This window comes from Bacillus sp. FSL H7-0578 (assembly GCF_038630855.1).
In the GTDB taxonomy this organism is placed as follows: Bacteria; Bacillota; Bacilli; order Bacillales; family Bacillaceae; genus Bacillus; species Bacillus safensis.
In genome coordinates, this window is sequence record NZ_CP152045.1 from 2,082,251 (window position 1) to 2,100,213 (window position 17,963).

The window sequence follows — 17,963 nt, forward strand, 5'->3', positions numbered from 1 at the left end:
TACATGTGTGATATTTAATTTGATTCGCTGTGACACTTATGAAAGAAGCCTTGCGTTAATTCATTTGGAATGAGTGTTTTGGTTTTAAATATTTCTTCCACGGCTAAAACCATTTCCTTGCCGATTCCTTGATCACGATGGGATGGATTCACACTAATATGCTCAATTTGTACTTGGTCGTCTGTTTTGAGCACACCAATAGCACCTACAATATCCTCGCCATCTTTCCATAGGAACAGCTGCCGATCTTCATCCATTTCATATGACTTCATCGTCTGCTGAAGCTGTTTGACGTCTTTCTCACCCGGCATAAAGGACAGAAGTCCCATGGCAATTTTTTCAAAAGACCTCTTGTAACGAATTAACATATATACCCCTCAATATTCAAATTATCCTAATTTCCAGCAAATGTCTTATGATTCATTTGCTCATCACACATTATAAACATTTTTATACCGTTTTTAAACTCTTTTTCACTAAATTAAGAGAACGTTCGATTGAGATTCGCCATTTCAATAGCAGCAGCAGCCGATTCGCTGCCTTTATTTCCTGCTTTTGTACCAGCTCTTTCAATGGCTTGTTCAATAGATTCTGTTGTGAGTACACCAAAGATAATCGGTACCCCAGTTGACATAGCACTCTGAGCAATTCCTTTAGCAGCTTCATTACAAACGTAATCATAGTGAGTCGTTGCGCCTCTGATCACGGTTCCAAGTGTGATGACTGCATCATATTTTTTGGTTTCTGCTAATTTTTTTGCCATGTACGGGATTTCAAAAGCGCCTGGTACCCACACAACATCGATATCATCACCATTTGCTCCGTGTCTGAGTAATGTATCTTCCGCTCCATCTAACAGTTTACTTGTAATAAAATCATTGAATCTCGCTACAACGATTGCAAATTTTAGTCCTTCTGCTACTACATGACCTTGTATTGTATTCATATGTTGATCATCCTTTTTTGTGATTTTTATTTTGTTTCAATAGCGGCTGTTCGATTGTTGTTTAAATATGTCTGTAATGCTTCGATTGTCAGCATCTTTAAATCATGCTGTTTTTGGATCTCCTTTAGTTCAGGGACGCGAGCCATTGATCCATCTGCATTCATAATTTCACATATGACACCCGCTGGCTCTGAGCCTGCCAGTTTAGCAAGATCAACCGCCGCCTCTGTATGACCCGATCTTTCTAGTACGCCGCCCTCTTTTGCAATAAGCGGAAAAACATGACCTGGACGGGCAAATTCGTCTGGTTTTGCGTCTTTATTTAACATGGCCAGCATGGTCGTGGAGCGCTCAAAAGCACTAATACCAGTTGTCGTTGTCACATGGTCGATGCTTACTGTAAATGCTGTATGGTGTGCATCCGTATTATGTTCAACCATTGGATGCAGATTCAGGTGTTTTGCGATCGACGCATGGACTGGCGTACAAATGAGGCCTCTTCCATGTAAAGCCATGAAGTTAATCACCTCAGGTGTGGCATGCTCAGCAAGTGCCACAAAGTCTCCTTCATTTTCTCTGTCTTCATCATCCACTACGATAATGATTTCTCCTTGTTTAAGGGCATTTACTGCCTCATCAACGGAATGATACATACAATCGCCTCCTAGAATCCGTGCTCTTTTAGAAATGATGGGGTCAATCGAGATGGCTGTTTTTCGCTCTGCTCTTTTGTTAAAAAGCGATAAATGTATTTACCGATCATGTCACACTCTATATTCACGATATCCCCCATAGATTTAGTCGGGAAAATAGTTCCTTCAAGCGTGTGAGGAATAATAGAGACTGTGACATGTGAATCTCGCAAATCGAAAATGGTCAAGCTGACACCATCTATTGCGATCGAACCCTTTTGGGTGAGCATATCTGTGAGGGTCTTGTTCATCTTTAAATCATAGTAAATGGCATTACTCTTCTTTTCTATCCGGGTAATGACAGCCGTTCCATCAACATGGCCTGAGACAAAGTGGCCGCCAAATCGTCCATTTGAGGACATGGCTCGCTCTAAATTCACTGGACTGCCTTTTGTCAGCTGATCCAGCGATGTGGCTTTGACCGTCTCTGGCATCACATCTGCCGCGAACTGTTCTTTTGTGAAGCTAGTGACTGTGAGACATACTCCATTAATGGCGATACTGTCTCCGAGGTGAACATCTTCCAGCACACGGCTGCATGTAATGACAATTTCCATGGCATCTGCTGACTTTTTACTTAATGACTGAACGGTGCCAACTTCTTCAATTATCCCCGTAAACATGTGATCCTCCCTTTCGTTTCATTTGTATTTCTCACTTTTAAAAAAAGCGATGTTAGGGACATGTGATCGATTGAGCACCTTCGTCGCTTTTTATGGTCCATACAAGGTAGATGAGGGATCACCTAATAAACACTGCATGCAGTCTATTAACGACAAAATCATACAGAAAGCCCCGGAAAAAATTCCGGGGCTGTGGTTTTTTTGCATCAGAAATAAGACTATGATCAACAAATATTTTTCGTTCATAGCTTTCTTTATCCTTCTCCCATCCAGACTTTCACTGTCGGCTTCAGCTTTTCACTGAATCAACCGTTAATAAATTAACGGGTCACGGGCTGTAAAGCATTTGCTTTATTACCGTCGGTCGGGATTTTCACCCTGCCCCGAAGGATACAATCGATATTTAGCTGTCCTTAGGGGCTATTATAGCGATCCTTGTTGTCAAATGCAACAATCAAGATTTCTTCACAAAAAAAGCCTCCTTATAGGAAAGGAGACATGTTAATTGACGACTTTTACAACTTTTATCAGCCCATCTATTCTTTTTTCATTACTAAAGTAGGCTTTAATACGATCTCCTTTTTTCAGATCGGCCACATCATCTTCAAATTTCTTACCATTAAAAATGATTTTTGTGCCATTCTTCGCTTGACCGTAATATTCATCTCCATCAATTTTCGTAATGGTATATTCATAGATGGTGTAATCTTTATCATTATTTGTTAAGCTTTCGCCAATAGCTGTTGGCACATCTTCAATTTTCATGCCATTCATGTATAAATAACCTGCGCCTAAACAAAGCAGTAAAACAAATAAGATCGCAATTTTTAATTTAATTTTCCCCATATTTAGAACCTCCATCATCTGCGCTTCGCCTATTTGTATGTTTTATTCCTTCTTTTATTGAAATAAAACCAAAAAAGCTGATTTTCATTAATGGTTACTTATATAACGATTCAGATGGCCCTTTGGTTCCACCTCTTAATCATTACATATGATACGAATATGCGTTCTTTATTAAGGGGGTCTTTTTCCTATTTATTAGTTCGTAACACAACATACTGCAAGCTTTTCATTATATTCTTTTTTCGAGTGCGAATAAGTCTTCCTCTAACAATTGTGACCGCTGAACAGCGATGCTGCGGCTGTCGCGAACCCCTTGATTATAGTAGTAGCTTCCAAGGTTTTTTGTGATAAATTCTAGTATATTAATGGCTGCTAATTCACCAATCTCTTCTTCTCGTTCTTCGGCAAAATAACGCTGAATAGCCATCGTCATTTGATTTCTCTCTTCTTTTGTGAGTGGTTTCAAAGTCTCCCCTTCTTTCTTTTCGCTTTCTACATTTGCATTATGGATGTGCTGGCACCCCCACGAATACGAATGTTTGTTCTCTTATCATATCATAAAAACATATTCTGTGCATGACGGCCCTATAAGAAAAAGCGTATTTTGATGTAATGGATCAAATACGCTTTCACTATGCTGTATGATTTTTTCACGGAAGCTGTCATAGCGTGTTGTCCATTTTATTTTAAAATGGACAGGATCGTCGCTACAGAATGATCTACAAATGAACGCTCTGGACGTGACTTCATGAGGACGGTAAGCCCGATGAAAGAAACGACCAGTGTCTGTGCTAAGGCTTTAGCATTCAAGCTGCTTTCGAGTTCACCCGAGCGAATACCTTGCACAATCTTTTCTTCAAATATGACCGAAAGATACATCTGATGCTCTCTTGTCAGAATTTCAAATTTCTCTTCGTGTGGAGCAAGTTCCACTATCGTATTAATGCAAAAACAGCCTTTACTCGGGCCACCCCTGTATTCCTCTTCCACTACATCTGTAAATAATGTATGAAATGCTTCCTTTACAGATTGATTGTTTTGAAGTTTTGTTCGAATACGGGCTGCATGCTGCTTTGTATATTTGCGTAAGGCAGCCTCAAATAACTCCTCTTTATCTCCAAAGGCTGAGTATAAGCTTGGCCGCTGTATTCCCATTTTTGCAGTCAAATCGCTTAACGTTGTAGCTCTATACCCCTTTTCCCAGAAAAGCACCATTGCATCATCCAACGCTTTTTCCTCATCAAACTCACGCTGTCGAACCATCATCAATTCCTCTTTTCAATAATAAAATCATTTCACCAAAACAACTATTCATTTATTTATTTGTAAGGATATCATTTTCTTTTTTATTACCAATCAGTACATTATAATTTTATTTTATTCATGTAAAATTGTCAAACTACCTTTTTACTTTCAAAATTAACTTAGAATAACTGGATTAAACTCTTGACTTTAAAACATTTTGTTGGTTATTCTTAACAGAAATCAATTTATACTTATCGGTATATTATACTTTTTAGTATAAAAAGGAGAGGATGCAGTGAATGGTTAAAGATAAAATTACTCCAAGAGATCATCCTGATATGAAAACGGCTCATTTTCGAATAAAGCCTGGATCAAAAATGACTCACTATATGGCACTACTTTTTGCAGCATCGTGCGGGATGGCTGTTGCAAACATATACTTCGCACAACCGTTACTAGATTCACTGGCAGACGAGTTCGGTATCACGTATTCATCCATCGGTATTGTCATTACGATTACTCAGCTTTGTTATGCAGCGGGGCTGCTACTGATAGTACCACTTGGTGATCTGTTGAATCGACGCCGGCTCATCATTGGTCAGATGCTTTTATCTGTGCTTGCCCTCATTCTAGTCGGCATTGCTCCTATCATTGCCGTCCTATTTCTAGGATTAGCAGTGGTCGGACTGCTCGCTGTAGTCACTCAGGTACTCGTTGCGTTTGCAGCAAGTTGGGCTGCTCCAGAAGAGCGCGGCCGTATAGTCGGCTTGGTGCAAAGTGGAATTGTAATCGGTATTCTTCTCGCCCGGACCTTTGCTGGTGTATTAACCGATTTTGCTGGCTGGAGGTTTGTTTATCTTGTTTCTGCCGTCATCATGCTTATCCTGACTGGCGTATTGTTCCGAGTGCTCCCGCATGATGACAGCAAAAGAGAATCATTATCCTATGCTGATCTGCTTCGTTCAATGTTTACATTGTTTATACAAGAACGAATTCTCCGCATCCGTGGGATTCTGGCTCTTCTGATTTTTATTGTCTTTGGTACGTTATGGACTTCACTCGTGCTGCCTCTCAGTACAGCGCCATACTCTCTTTCACATACTGCTATTGGCGCATTTGGTCTTGCTGGGGCAGCCGGAGCGTTAGGAGCTGTTCGGGCTGGCAGCCTTGCTGATCGAGGTTTTGGACAGTTCACAACCGGTATAGCCCTTGTCCTCTTATTCATTTCATGGTTTTTCATCAGTTTGACTGAATATTCACTTATTGCATTAGTCATTGGCATTATCATTCTTGACCTATCTGTGCAGGCAGTACATGTGACCAATCAGAGTATGATTTTTACAGTACGGCCTGAGGCGAGAAGTCGGCTTACTGCCGCTTACATGATTTTTTACTCCATCGGAAGTGCGACCGGTTCAATTGTTTCAACCAGCATATACGCAGCCTATGGCTGGAGCGGAGTATGTCTTTTTGGTGCCTCTATCAGCGCTTTAGCCATTTTGTATTGGCTCATCACCTACCGCATAACGAAACAAATCACGGTAGAATCAGAAACAAAATAAAAAAACACCGCGATTAAGCGGTGTTTTAGATTAAGCATCTACAACTTCAACTTTTTCCATGCCTTGGCCTTGCTCCATATCAAGTACAGCCTCGATACCAGATGTTACCTTGCCAAAAACAGTGTGAACACCGTTTAAGTGCGGCTGCGGGTCATGCACGATAAAGAATTGGCTGCCGCCTGTGTCTTTACCAGCATGCGCCATTGATAATGAACCTCTTTCGTGCTGATGTGGATTTCCTTCTGTTTCACATTTAATTGTGTAACCAGGACCACCCGTTCCATTACCGTTTGGGTCGCCGCCTTGGCTGACGAAACCTGGAATCACGCGGTGGAATTTCAATCCATCGTAGAAGCCTTCATTCGCTAATTTTTCAAAGTTTGCTACTGTACCTGGAGCAGCCTCTGGGTAAAGTTCAAACTCAATTTTCTTTCCATTCGTTAATTGTATGTATCCTTTTTTCGCCATTTTTCACATTCTCCTTTCAGGTTAAACAACGCTCATTATAGCACATTTTCGGTGATGTTAAACATCCCCTGCTCTTCGATTGTCATTTACCTCTTAACTGATGATTGATAAAATAGGGTTGCTTGATTCTTTTTTCCTAATAAAATGATATTTGACTAAATGACATGTCTTCATTTATTGGAAAAGGAACACAACTTAAAAAGAAAATTGAAACGTCGAGCCAATTTGTTACGTCTATATGATGGAGTGCACTTCATCACGTGTACTCAAAAGATGAGTTTCTCTTGAAAGAGGAACGCTTTCGACTTGAAGGAGGTCAACATGTTTAAAAAAATGATGCTTGGTATGATGGCAGCGCTCCTTTTCCTAATTGGTGCGCCAAAAGTCAGCTTAGCGGATGCAGCTGTCGGCGATGTCATCGTCACACTCGGGCAAGACCTAACACCGGCTGATCGCCAGAAGGTGCTTGACGAGTTGAACCCACCTGAAAATGCGACAAAAATTGAAGTAACCAATAAAGAAGAGCACGAATATTTAGGAAAGTATATCCCTCGTTCTTCTATCGGGACGAGAGCATTATCATCTTCATCGATCACCATTGAAAAATCAGGTACTGGTCTGACTGTGGATACACACAACATCAAGACCATTACAGATGAGATGTATTTAAATGCTTTAATGACAGCAGGTGTCAAAGATGCCAAGGTTGTCGTGACTGCTCCATTTGAAGTATCTGGTACAGCGGCACTGACGGGCTTACTAAAAGCGTATGAGGTGTCAAGCGACAAAGCCATTCCAGAAGATGTGAAGCAGGTGGCAAACGAAGAGCTTGTGACAACTTCTAAATTGGGTGACTCTATCGGAAAAGACAACGCTTCTGCCCTTATTGCAAAAATCAAAGATGACATTGCAAAAAATGGTGTTCCTAAAACCACAAAAGAAGTAGAAGAAAAAGTGGATCAGGCTGCTTCTGAATTGAACTTAAATCTGACGCAGGATCAAAAAGATCAGCTTGTCTCGCTATTTGATAAAATGAAAAACATCAATATCGATTGGAATCAAGTAGGATCTCAAATTGATAAAGCAAAAGACAAGATTACTAAATTCATAGAATCGGATGAAGGGAAAAACCTTCTTCAAAAGATTTGGGATTTCTTTGTCTCCATTTGGAACGCGATCGTTTCTGTATTCACTGGAGGAAAATAATTCATTAAAAAAAGCTGCCTGAACACCAGGCGGCTTTTTTAAGTAGATGATTTCACTTTTGATTGATACGGTAAATCAAGTTTGACAATGTCCTCATATGTTTCACGCTCAACCACAAGCTGCGCTTCCCCGTCTTCTACAAACACAACAGCTGGGCGCGGGATACGGTTATAGTTGTTTGACATACTATAGCCGTAAGCTCCGGTACAAAAGACAGCTAATAAATCCCCTTGTGATAATTCTGGCAGATCGATATCCCAAATGAGCATATCTCCACTTTCACAGCATTTACCGGCAATTGAAACCGTTTGATCATGCGTTTGGCTCATTTTGTTGGCACTTGCGGCTTCATATTTCGCTTGATATAAAGCTGGACGAATGTTATCACTCATTCCGCCATCTATCGCCACATAATCGCGGATGCCAGGTACATGTTTTGATGATCCGATCGTATAAAGAGTCGTCCCTGCATCTCCAACAAGAGAACGGCCTGGTTCTATCCAAATCTCTGGCATATCAAACTCATAGCGGGCAACGTTCTCTTTCACAGCTTGGATAATTTTCTCGACATATTCTGTTGCAGGAAGTGGTTCATCCTCTTCTGTATAACGAATCCCAAAACCGCCGCCTAAGTTTAATACTGTAGAAATAAAACCAAATGATTCTCTCCATTCATCCAGCTTCAAAAAGATTTTATCTGCTGCAAGGACAAAACCAGCCGTATCAAAAATTTGTGAACCGATATGACAATGAACACCTAAAAGCTCGATCACTTCTGAACCAAGCACTTGTTTCACCGCTTCATCTGCTTGTCCATTGTGAAGATCAAAGCCAAATTTTGAATCCTCTTGACCTGTCGTAATGTAATCATGCGTATGCGCTTCGACACCAGGCGTGATGCGGAGCAATACTTTGACTTTTTTTGACAGCTCTTGACCAAGCTGTTCAATGAGCTTCATTTCATAGAAATTATCCACAACAATACAGCCGATCCCATGCTCTAAAGCCATTTTTAATTCTTCTCTGCTTTTATTATTGCCATGGAAATGAATTTTTTCTACTGGGAATCCAGCGCAAATGGCTGTGTGAAGCTCACCGCCTGATACGACATCAAGAGATAATCCTTCTTCTTTGGCAAGCTGAAACATGGCGATGGAGGAAAATGCTTTACTCGCATATGCTACCTGCGCCGTTAATTCTTCTTCTATAAACGCTTTTTGAAAGCTTTTTGCGCGCTCCCGTATTAAAGCCACATCATATACATAAAGTGGTGTCCCATACGTTTCAGCTAAAGAAACAGCATCAACACCACCAATTTCTAAATGACCGAGTTCATTTTGTCTGCAAGTGCCGTGTAAATACAATGTCATTCCCTCTTTCTCCGCTTCGGCTGAAAAAAGGCAGCTGCGTGAGCTGCCTTTTGCCGTGTCTCAAAGTTAAAAATACAATATCACAATCTTCAGCCACTTTCAATGAGCGTTAAGAATTTGGCGGAATTTTTGATCTGTTTTGAGGGTGAACGATGCTCGGCCTTACTTTTGAGCCAGGAACAGACGTCCGAATTAGCACTTGCCACAAAGCCTTTCCATTAAAAGGAATGAACGGCCACATATAAGGCGTCTGCAATGAACGAATGGATGTTAAATAAATGATTAACAACGTAAAACCAATGATGAGTCCATTCAGCTTAAAGATCGCTACTAGTGCTAGGATGATGAGCCTTACAATCTTATTGGCGACACTCAGTTCATAGCTTGGCGTTGTAAAGGTACCGATCGCTGCCAGCGAGACGTATAAGATGACCTCTGGTGTAAATAAACCAACATCAATGGCGATTTGTCCAATTAAAACAGCCGCGATCAGCCCCATGGCGGTCGACAATGCGGTTGGCGTATGAATCGCAGCCATCCTTAAAAATTCCACCCCGAAATCAGCAAGAAATACTTGGAGAATCACAGGGATATGAGAAGGTTTGTTAAATCCAATATAGCTTAAATTGTCTGGCAGGAGATTTGGTTCGAGGATAAAAAGAAACCAAATCGGCAAAAGAAAGGTAGAACATAAAATGCCTAAAAAGCGTACCCATCTTAAGAATGTACCAACGGCAGGTGCCTGGCGGTATTCTTCTGCATGCTGAACGTGGTGAAAAATAGTGGTTGGTGTAATGATGACACTAGGGGATGTATCCGTAATGATGATGACATGCCCTTCTAATATGTGGTTAGCGGCGACATCTGGACGCTCGGTGTAACGCACTAGCGGAAAGGGATTATATCCTTGCTTAATAATAAATTCTTCAATCGTTTTATCAGACATCGTCAGCCCATCGACTTTGATTCCTGATACTTCTTTTTCTATAATATCTACTAAGTCAGGGTCTGCAATATCTTCAATATAGCAAACACAGACATCCGCTTTTGAACGTTCGCCTACTTTGAGCATTTTGTATCGCAGCTTTTCATCCCGTACTCTTCTTCGAATCAGCGCTGTGTTTACAATAATGTTTTCAACAAATCCGTCCCTTGCTCCCCGGACCACCTTTTCTGTATCCGGCTCCTCAGGCATTCTGCCAGGATAGCTTCTAACATCAATGATAAAGGCGTAGTTTTCACCTTCTACAACGACTGCTACAAGCCCAGACAGTACTTGATCCACTGCTTCATCCAGCGTTTCTACCTTGGACACCTGCTGATTGACAAGGCGGTTCTCGACTACATGTGCAAGATCATCTGATTCAGGTTCGTTGTCATTGATTTCGATTAGCTCTTTTAATAAGTAGATGACATACTGTGTATCACACAATCCGTTTACATAGTAAAGCTGGATTTCCTGATCGTGTATATAAATTTTCCGAACACCAAGGTCGAAGCTGAGACCCATCCCGACATTTTCCTTGAAGTAATCTTCATTTTTCTTCGGGTCTCGGTACACGTTTACCTTGTCTTTCTTCATGGTAACCACTCCTTTCTAGTATTAATTCCACTGCTTTCATCGTGATTGGAGATCCCTTGCTCAGATCATCTTTTCGTCCCATCTTGCCAATATCTCCAATCCCGACAACTAACGGAAGGTTGAGGGAATCAAGGCAATACACTGTATCCCCGCTCATTTTATGGGGCTCCATTTCGGGAAGACCGTGTTTGTCGACACCATATTCTGTCAGTTCACCTTCCCGGTCAATCGAGACATGAACCTTTGTCCATTCTGCTTGATGCGTCTTGGATGCAACTGCGATCGCACCAATAACTTCGATTTCAGGGTGGCGCGCCACATGTTTCATCGCCATCTCCCCTGTTCCTTCACCTGTCAGACCAGAATCATCAAACATCACAAAGACTGGATCATACGGCGTTTTTAAAATCATCTGAACAAGTTCAGGTCCTGTCCGTTTGCTTGGATTTCCTTTTGAGCTGGAAATACATCGTCCGCCGACGTTTTTAGCAGCAAGCTCTATGGTTTTGGCAGCATATATATCTCCGTCTGTCACTAAAATGACTTTCCGTCTTTGCCCCATATTCGGTTATCCTTTCGGTTTAAAGATAAGTGCGACAATAAATGAGAATAAAATCGCAGCTGATATTCCAGCAGAGGTTAATTCAAAAATACCGATACCGATGCCGATGAATCCATGTACATCTGCCTGATGCATTGCCCCATGAAGCAAGCTATGACCAAAGCTGACGATTGGTACGGTTGCGCCCGCACCTGCAAATTCAATAAATTTATCATAAATACCGAATCCATCTAAAATGGTACCCGCTACAACAAAAGTAGTCATGACATGTGCAGGCGTGAGTTTAAGTACGTCTAGTAAAAGCTGGCCAATGACGCAAATAAGTCCGCCTGCCACAAAAGCGATAAGATAATCCATTAGCTCTCTCCTCCTGCACGCTCAAATACGACACCGTGCGCAATGGTTGGAATGGTCTCTTTTTGCTGAACCATCATCGGGCTGAGTAACGCCCCGGTTGCTACAACAAGTACTCTTTGCAAATTCCCTGCTTTCATTTCTTGAAAAATATGACTGAATGTCACAATAGCTGAACAAGCACAGCCGCTGCCTCCAGCGAAAACGTTTTGGTCGGGTGTATAGATAATTAAACCGCAATCATCGTGCTTTCGCCCAAGCTGAATGCCGTCTTCTTTCAGAAGATCCTTTAAGATCGGTGAACCAATGCCTGATAAATCACCAGTTAAAATCAGATCGTAATCATCTACTGTTCTTCCTAAGTCTTCTAAATGCTGCTTGATGGTGTCTGCCGCTGCCGGTGCCATGGCCGATCCCATATCAAATGGATCTGTAATGCCAAGATCCATGACCCTGCCTACTGTTGCGCTTGTAATTTGAATGTCAGAGATTTCTTGGCTGATAATAACGGCTCCGCTTCCTGTCACTGTACTTGTTGCTGTATCGGGCTTTTGTCCGCCGTATTCTGTCGGATTACGAAATTGGCGTTCTGCCGTCGCATTATGGCTGCTTGTCGCTGCAATAGCCCTATTTGCAAAACCGCCATCAATGAGCGCTGACGCAATGGCAACCGATTCCATTGAAGTCGAGCATGCCCCAAACAAGCAAAGAAACGGGATTTTCAGCTCTCTTGCCACATAGTTTGCAGTGACGTTCTGATTGAGTAAATCTCCAGCCAGCAACAGGTCAATATCGCTTTTTTGCAAATTTGCTTTTGATAAAGCGGTTGATATCGCATCATCCATGAGCTTCCTTTCAGCCATTTCCCAATTCTTTTGATCACAGTGCATTTCATCGTACGTTTTATCAATTAAATGGCCAATCGGGCCTTCTTTTTCTTTCGGTCCTGCAGCAGTTCCTTCTGCATTGACATAAAGCTTGTGCTCAAATACCCAAGATTGTTTACCTGTTAGTTTCACCTTTCATTCCTCCTACGAAAACATCTTTTCAAAGACGTATCGAATGATCCCTACGACATATGCGGAAACGACACCAAACACAATGACGTTCCCAGCGAGTTTAAACATATTTGTGGCAACACCTAAAACAAGCCCTTCACTTTTATGCTCAAGGGCAGCACTTGTCATACTGTTAGCAAAGCCTGTCACTGGTACAGCTGATCCGGCTCCAGCAAACTGGCCGATTCTATCGTAAATACCGATACCCGTTAATAGAGAAGAAATTAAAATGAGGGTTGCCACCGTCGGATTCCCTGCTGTCTTTTCGTTAAAATCAAAAAAATGGATATAGAAATTTTGCAGCCCCTCACCTATCAGACAGATTAAGCCGCCAACTAAAAACGCCTTGATGCAGTTGATGACATAAGGAGGTTTGGGCTGATACGTTTTTACCTTAGATGGATAGTTCTCTTTTAAACTCGACACGTGTTGTTCCCTCCAATTTCTTAAATATAAATAAGCCAATGAAATAGTGAACCAAATACCTTTCCTAAGACGATGGCCATGAGCAGCAAAACAATTTTCCCGTCCATTCCAATTCTTTTCGTTAATATGGGAAGTACATTTAATACTTCAGTGAGTGCAGCTGCAAGCATGCCGACAAAGATACCTGATAAAAGACCGACCGGCAGTGCCAGCCATTTGGTTAAATGCAGATGTATTTGACTTAAGGTGGCCCAGCCGCCAACGACTGCACCGCTAATGACAGCCGCCTCGTACCCTTGTATGAAGCGCTGCGTTTTGGTTAATTGCATTAAGCGGGGAATGATGCCAAGCACTGTAAGAAATGCCACAAATCCTGCTCCGACCGTTAAACCGCCGCCAAGTCCAACGAGTACGACAAAAAGCCATTTACCGATCATGGATATCTTTCAATGTTTCTTTATTTTCGTTGAGTGCGACGTAATGATCGAGATCAAGCTGATATTTAAACATTTCCACCTCGAGCGGACTTGGTTCTTCATTTAAACGCTTTTTAAATACATGATTGAAAAACAAAATCATGCCAAAGCCGAGTCCAAAGCTATATGGAATTTGTAATAAATACGGATGCTCAACCGTTTTTCCAGTGATCATTTCATATAGACGGATATGAACGAGCCGCATACTGACATCCTCGTGGAAATTCATAATGGCAAGGGCCGCTCCGACAAATAATAAGAGCCATACAAACACAAATAAAACGGGAGAAAGCTGGCGTTTGCCTGTATCAATTTCAACAATAGCTTCAGAGCCGCCGACGGTTTGAATGTCGATATCCGGCCACGTTTTTTTGATCGTTTTGACGACATGCATGATATCAAGTACGACGATGTGACGATCCTTTTTGCTGACATGATACACCGGCATTTTGCTAAGCTTTTGCACAGCAAACTCATCACCAGTGATTTGGGCGATATCCTCTAAATAAATGAGCTGATCAATACCAGTTTTGATTCGATGGCGCAGCCGAATAAAGATTTGTCCGTCCATCCAAGTCACTTCCTATACGATGGGTTAAAAATAGTATGTGGTGAAAAATGGTTCTCATACTGATAGAACTTGATTTACCGGTAATTACCACACAAAAAAAGCCAGCCGAATTGGCTAGCTGTCTTTTTGATCCATTTGCATTTGGATTTGTTTTAAAATTTTCTTTTCAAGCCGTGAGACTTGTACTTGTGAAATGCCAAGTCTTTCTGCAACCTCAGATTGTGTCTGATCTTTATAATACCTTAAATACACAATGAGTTTTTCCCGTTCTTCTAATTCCTTGATCGCTTCTTTCAGTGCGATTTTATCAAACCATCTTTCCTCAGAATGATCGGCAATTTGATCAAGCAATGTAATCGGATCCCCATCATTTTCATACACCGTTTCATGAATGGATGATGGTGAGCGTACCGCTTCTTGGGCGAGGACGACATCCTCTGGTGTGATATCAAGGTATTCGGCAATTTCCTGAACGGTCGGCATTCTTCCATGAGACTTAGACAATTCATCCCTTGCCCGCCGAATTTTATTTCCGAGTTCCTTTAGTGACCGGCTGACTTTGACCGTTCCATCATCCCGAATGAATCGCTGAATCTCACCAATGATCATTGGAACGGCGTATGTTGAAAACTTTACATCATATGACAAATCAAATTTATCAACAGATTTCAGCAGTCCAATACAGCCAATCTGAAACAGATCATCTGGTTCATATCCCCTATTTAAAAAGCGCTGAACAACGGACCAAACAAGACGCATGTTTTTTTCTACGAGGAGGTCTCTTGCTTGCTGATCACCGTCTTGGCTTTTTTTGATGAGCTCTTTGACTTCATCATTTGACAGCTGGGCTTTTTTAGCTTGCTTTTTTACCTCCACATCCATATGAGCAGCTCCTTTAATTACAAAGCGCTTTGCTTTTTGATAGATGCTTTGTTAAACGGATGGTCGTGCCCATTTCTGGTGATGAGTCCACCATGACATCATCCATAAAATTCTCCATGATGGTAAAGCCCATTCCAGAGCGCTCTAAGTCTGGTTTTGTTGTAAAAAGCGGCTGTCTTGCTTCCTCAAGATCTGTAATACCCATACCTTCGTCACGAATGGTAAGATAAACGACATGGTCATCTAGCGTGACATGGATATGCACCTTTCCATCTGGATTCCCATCATAGCCATGGATGATGGAGTTTGTCACTGCCTCAGATACAACGGTCTTGATTTCTGTTAATTCATCTAAAGTCGGGTCAAGCTGAGCGATAAACGCCGCGACTGTCACTCTTGCAAACGATTCATTCTGGCTTAATGCCGAAAAAGTCAGGTTCATTTCATTTCTCATGATGCCACCCCCAATGTTTGCAAAGCCGTTTGCTCAGAAGGCTCCATCCGAATGATTTTAAACAAACCAGACATATCAAATAACCGGTTCACCGCTGGCGAGATGGCACAGACGACCATTTCCCCTCCAAGCTGCTTAATTTCTTTATATCTTCCTAAAATCACTCCGAGTCCAGAGCTGTCCATAAACGATAAATCAGCCAGATTCAGCACAATGTGGCGAATGTCCTCTGTTTCCAAATAATTCGTCACCTTTTGTCTCAATGTTTCTGCGGAGTGATGATCGAGCTCTCCTGTTAACCGAATGCAAAGTACGCTCTCTTTTACTTGAAAATCAATACCAAGGCTCATTTTTTTATTCCTCCTTGCTCTAATTTCGGATAAAGAATGTTTCTCTTTTATATGAAGTAAATCCTTCACCATGACAAAACTAGTGACCATTCGTCACATTTAGATGTTCTTTTCTTTTCCTCATAGCAAAAAGACTGCCAATTACAGCAGCCTTTCGCCTTTTATTTCCATTTCACAAAATCAGCCATTGCTCGTTTGAAGAAAGTCCAAACGCCTGCCTTTTCCATTCCTTCTTTTGCTTCTACAGGGCTTTCATGCAGCACTTTTCCGTCTTTTTTCAAGACGATCGTACCAAGTTCCGTTCCTTTTGAAAATGGAGCTTTGACATCATGAGACAATTTGATTTCTTTTTTGATCTGATCCACATTTTCGCCTTTTTTCGTTAAAAGGGAGATCGGTTCAGAAGTCACGAGCTGAATGTTTTTCTTTTTCCCTTTGCTCACTTTGACCTCCGCCACATCTTGCCCTCGTTTGTAAAGCGGATGAGTCGTATATTGACTAAATGCGTAATCTAACATTTTGACTACCTGAGCGTTTCTGTCTTTCGGCGTGCTTGCGCCAAAGACCACCGCAATGACGCGCATGTTGCCTTTTTTAGCAGATGCAGTTAAACAGTATTTCGCTTCACCTGTAAAACCGGTTTTCACCCCATCGACCCCTGGATAAAATTTAATCAGACGGTTTGTGTTGACAAGCCAGAATTTTTTATCTGTGTTTTGCCGTAAATAGTCTTCGTAGACACCTGTGAATTTGGTGATTTGTTCATATTTCAACAGCTCTTTTGCCATTTTTGCCATATCGTGAGCTGTGCTGTAATGGTCTTTTTCAGGAAGTCCTGTTGGGTTTTGAAAGACCGTTGAGGTGAGGCCAAGCTCTTTCGCCCTTTTATTCATCTGCTCAACGAACTGTTCTTCAGATCCTGCAATATGCTCTGCCATGGCAACTGAAGCATCATTTCCTGACGCAATCGCAATGCCTTTCAGCATTTCTTTCACGGTCATTTCTTCTCCTGGTTCAAGGAAGATTTGTGAGCCTCCCATGGACGCTGCATAGTCGCTCGTTCTGACCTTGTCTGTCATTTTTAGTTTACCTTGATCAATGGCTTCCATGATGAGAAGCATCGTCATGATTTTGGTCATGCTTGCGGGTGCAAGCTTTTCATCGCTGTTTTTATTGTAAAGCACCTTTCCCGTGTCTCGTTCTATTAAGATCGCTGATTTGGCTTCGTGTGCCAATTCTGATGTTTGTTTTTCTCCTGGTTTTTCAATCTTTTCTTTTGCTATCGCTGATGGTGAAACCATTGAGATAAGGATCATTAAAATAAACAATGCACATATATGACGTTTCAAGTGGCAGACCTCCATTATCGTAATCCTTTCTATTTTTTCCTCATACAGGCTGTTTTATTCAGAGATCGTATGATTGCAAATAAAAAAAGCCTTCTGCTTGGGTAGCAGAAGGCTTCTGGACACATGCTATGAAAGTTGTTTGACAATGTCTTTTACTAAATCAAGAAAACTTGCTTTCACTTTTTCCGTTACTTCGATCACTTCATCATGAGACAGCGGCTGATCCAAAATACCAGATGCCGCATTGGAAATGCATGAAATGCCAAGTACTTTGATTCCTGCATGACGCGCAACAATGACTTCTGGAACAGTCGACATTCCGACCGCATCTGCTCCAAGTGTTCTTAGGAAACGAACTTCAGCAGGTGTTTCATATGAAGGCCCTGTCATCCCTGCATAAACTCCTTGCTGTACAGATATACCTAAACGCTGGGCTGTTTCTTCTGCAAGTGCCAGCAGTTCTTTATCGTACGGTGCAGACATATCAGGGAAGCGAACGCCTTGACTGTCATTTGGGCCAATTAATGGATTGGTTCCCATCATATTGATATGATCTGTGATCAGCATGAGATCTCCTGGGCGGAATGACGTATTCACACCGCCGGCTGCATTTGTGACAATGCATGTGTCAATGCCAATTTCTTTCATCACACGGACAGGAAACGTCACTTGCTTCATATCATATCCTTCATAGAAATGAAAACGTCCTTGCATAGCGCAAACGACAGTGCCTTTCAGCGTTCCGATCACGAGCTGTCCTGCATGTCCCTCTACTGTTGAAACAGGGAATCCAGGAATATCTTCATATTTTATTTTGATTGGATTTTCAATCTCATCTGCTAAAATGCCAAGTCCTGATCCTAAAATGAGCCCAACTGTTGGTACATATGTCGATGCTTGTTTAATGTATGCCGCCGCTTCTGAAAACTGTGCTCCCACGA

Annotated in this window: 22 protein-coding genes, 1 pseudogene and 1 riboswitch; of the genes and pseudogenes, 2 read left to right on the forward strand and 21 right to left on the reverse strand. The window is 41.7% G+C overall.

The window, feature by feature from the left end:
• Positions 1-14 precede the first annotated feature (14 nt).
• The 7 genes and pseudogenes from MHB41_RS10580 to MHB41_RS10610 form a co-directional block, all read right to left on the reverse strand.
• Complete coding sequence (locus MHB41_RS10580; protein WP_024422850.1) at positions 15-368, reverse strand: GNAT family N-acetyltransferase; 354 nt, start codon at positions 366-368, stop codon at positions 15-17.
• A 113-nt stretch (positions 369-481) separates the two neighbouring features.
• Positions 482-946, reverse strand: a complete 465-nt coding sequence (ribE, locus tag MHB41_RS10585; protein WP_029706184.1) for a 6,7-dimethyl-8-ribityllumazine synthase — start codon at positions 944-946, stop codon at positions 482-484.
• Between the two features lie 74 nt (positions 947-1,020).
• Positions 1,021-1,599, reverse strand: a pseudogene (gene ribB, locus MHB41_RS10590) (3,4-dihydroxy-2-butanone-4-phosphate synthase); the annotation flags it as partial.
• 11 nt (positions 1,600-1,610) lie between these two features.
• On the reverse strand, positions 1,611-2,261 hold the full coding sequence (gene ribE / locus MHB41_RS10595; RefSeq protein WP_024422851.1) for a riboflavin synthase: 651 nt from the start codon (positions 2,259-2,261) through the stop codon (positions 1,611-1,613).
• Between the two features lie 253 nt (positions 2,262-2,514).
• Positions 2,515-2,656, reverse strand: a riboswitch (FMN riboswitch).
• Positions 2,657-2,762: 106 nt separating this feature from the next.
• Positions 2,763-3,107, reverse strand: a complete 345-nt coding sequence (locus MHB41_RS10600) for a hypothetical protein (protein WP_008344451.1) — start codon at positions 3,105-3,107, stop codon at positions 2,763-2,765.
• 229 nt (positions 3,108-3,336) lie between these two features.
• Positions 3,337-3,573: a DUF2164 domain-containing protein gene (locus MHB41_RS10605; RefSeq protein ID WP_061109305.1), complete on the reverse strand. Its 237-nt coding sequence runs from the start codon at positions 3,571-3,573 to the stop codon at positions 3,337-3,339.
• 215 nt (positions 3,574-3,788) lie between these two features.
• Entirely contained in the window at positions 3,789-4,370 is a 582-nt protein-coding gene (locus tag MHB41_RS10610) for a TetR/AcrR family transcriptional regulator (protein ID WP_061109306.1), read from the reverse strand.
• 320 nt (positions 4,371-4,690) lie between these two features.
• Between MHB41_RS10610 and MHB41_RS10615 the strand changes: the two genes are divergently transcribed.
• Positions 4,691-5,914, forward strand: coding sequence for an MFS transporter (locus MHB41_RS10615; RefSeq protein WP_240491082.1), 1,224 nt, complete (start codon positions 4,691-4,693; stop codon positions 5,912-5,914).
• 30 nt (positions 5,915-5,944) lie between these two features.
• Here MHB41_RS10615 and MHB41_RS10620 read toward each other — a convergent pair whose 3' ends face one another.
• On the reverse strand, positions 5,945-6,382 hold the full coding sequence (locus tag MHB41_RS10620; protein WP_008359679.1) for a peptidylprolyl isomerase: 438 nt from the start codon (positions 6,380-6,382) through the stop codon (positions 5,945-5,947).
• Between the two features lie 321 nt (positions 6,383-6,703).
• Between MHB41_RS10620 and MHB41_RS10625 the strand changes: the two genes are divergently transcribed.
• Positions 6,704-7,588: a DUF1002 domain-containing protein gene (locus MHB41_RS10625; protein WP_061109308.1), complete on the forward strand. Its 885-nt coding sequence runs from the start codon at positions 6,704-6,706 to the stop codon at positions 7,586-7,588.
• Positions 7,589-7,626: 38 nt separating this feature from the next.
• Here MHB41_RS10625 and lysA read toward each other — a convergent pair whose 3' ends face one another.
• The 13 genes from lysA to MHB41_RS10690 form a co-directional block, all read right to left on the reverse strand.
• Positions 7,627-8,952, reverse strand: coding sequence for a diaminopimelate decarboxylase (gene lysA, locus MHB41_RS10630; protein ID WP_034280367.1), 1,326 nt, complete (start codon positions 8,950-8,952; stop codon positions 7,627-7,629).
• A gap of 115 nt (positions 8,953-9,067) precedes the next feature.
• The gene (locus tag MHB41_RS10635) at positions 9,068-10,549 is read right to left on the reverse strand and encodes a spore germination protein (protein WP_087975842.1); all 1,482 of its coding nucleotides are present in this window, start codon (positions 10,547-10,549) and stop codon (positions 9,068-9,070) included.
• On the reverse strand, positions 10,494-11,102 hold the full coding sequence (locus MHB41_RS10640; RefSeq protein ID WP_034280363.1) for a stage V sporulation protein AE: 609 nt from the start codon (positions 11,100-11,102) through the stop codon (positions 10,494-10,496). The genes MHB41_RS10635 and MHB41_RS10640 overlap by 56 nt, the downstream gene beginning before the upstream one ends.
• Before the next feature lie 6 nt (positions 11,103-11,108).
• On the reverse strand, positions 11,109-11,459 hold the full coding sequence (gene spoVAE / locus MHB41_RS10645) for a stage V sporulation protein AE (protein WP_024422860.1): 351 nt from the start codon (positions 11,457-11,459) through the stop codon (positions 11,109-11,111).
• Positions 11,459-12,475, reverse strand: a complete 1,017-nt coding sequence (gene spoVAD, locus MHB41_RS10650; protein WP_034280361.1) for a stage V sporulation protein AD — start codon at positions 12,473-12,475, stop codon at positions 11,459-11,461. The genes spoVAE and spoVAD overlap by 1 nt, the downstream gene beginning before the upstream one ends.
• Positions 12,476-12,487: 12 nt before the next feature.
• Positions 12,488-12,940, reverse strand: a complete 453-nt coding sequence (gene spoVAC / locus MHB41_RS10655; RefSeq protein ID WP_034280360.1) for a stage V sporulation protein AC — start codon at positions 12,938-12,940, stop codon at positions 12,488-12,490.
• A 20-nt stretch (positions 12,941-12,960) separates the two neighbouring features.
• Positions 12,961-13,377: a stage V sporulation protein AB gene (locus MHB41_RS10660; protein WP_034280358.1), complete on the reverse strand. Its 417-nt coding sequence runs from the start codon at positions 13,375-13,377 to the stop codon at positions 12,961-12,963.
• Positions 13,367-13,987: a stage V sporulation protein AA gene (locus MHB41_RS10665; protein ID WP_034280357.1), complete on the reverse strand. Its 621-nt coding sequence runs from the start codon at positions 13,985-13,987 to the stop codon at positions 13,367-13,369. Before MHB41_RS10665 ends, MHB41_RS10660 begins: the two co-directional genes overlap by 11 nt.
• Before the next feature lie 114 nt (positions 13,988-14,101).
• On the reverse strand, positions 14,102-14,869 hold the full coding sequence (sigF, locus tag MHB41_RS10670) for an RNA polymerase sporulation sigma factor SigF (RefSeq protein WP_024422864.1): 768 nt from the start codon (positions 14,867-14,869) through the stop codon (positions 14,102-14,104).
• A gap of 13 nt (positions 14,870-14,882) precedes the next feature.
• On the reverse strand, positions 14,883-15,323 hold the full coding sequence (gene spoIIAB / locus MHB41_RS10675) for an anti-sigma F factor (RefSeq protein ID WP_024422865.1): 441 nt from the start codon (positions 15,321-15,323) through the stop codon (positions 14,883-14,885).
• Positions 15,320-15,673, reverse strand: coding sequence for an anti-sigma F factor antagonist (gene spoIIAA, locus MHB41_RS10680; protein ID WP_024422866.1), 354 nt, complete (start codon positions 15,671-15,673; stop codon positions 15,320-15,322). Before spoIIAA ends, spoIIAB begins: the two co-directional genes overlap by 4 nt.
• A 161-nt stretch (positions 15,674-15,834) precedes the next feature.
• Complete coding sequence (locus MHB41_RS10685) at positions 15,835-17,022, reverse strand: D-alanyl-D-alanine carboxypeptidase family protein (protein ID WP_034280356.1); 1,188 nt, start codon at positions 17,020-17,022, stop codon at positions 15,835-15,837.
• Positions 17,023-17,148: 126 nt separating this feature from the next.
• Entirely contained in the window at positions 17,149-17,961 is an 813-nt protein-coding gene (locus MHB41_RS10690; protein WP_041117867.1) for a purine-nucleoside phosphorylase, read from the reverse strand.
• Positions 17,962-17,963: the final 2 nt, after the last annotated feature.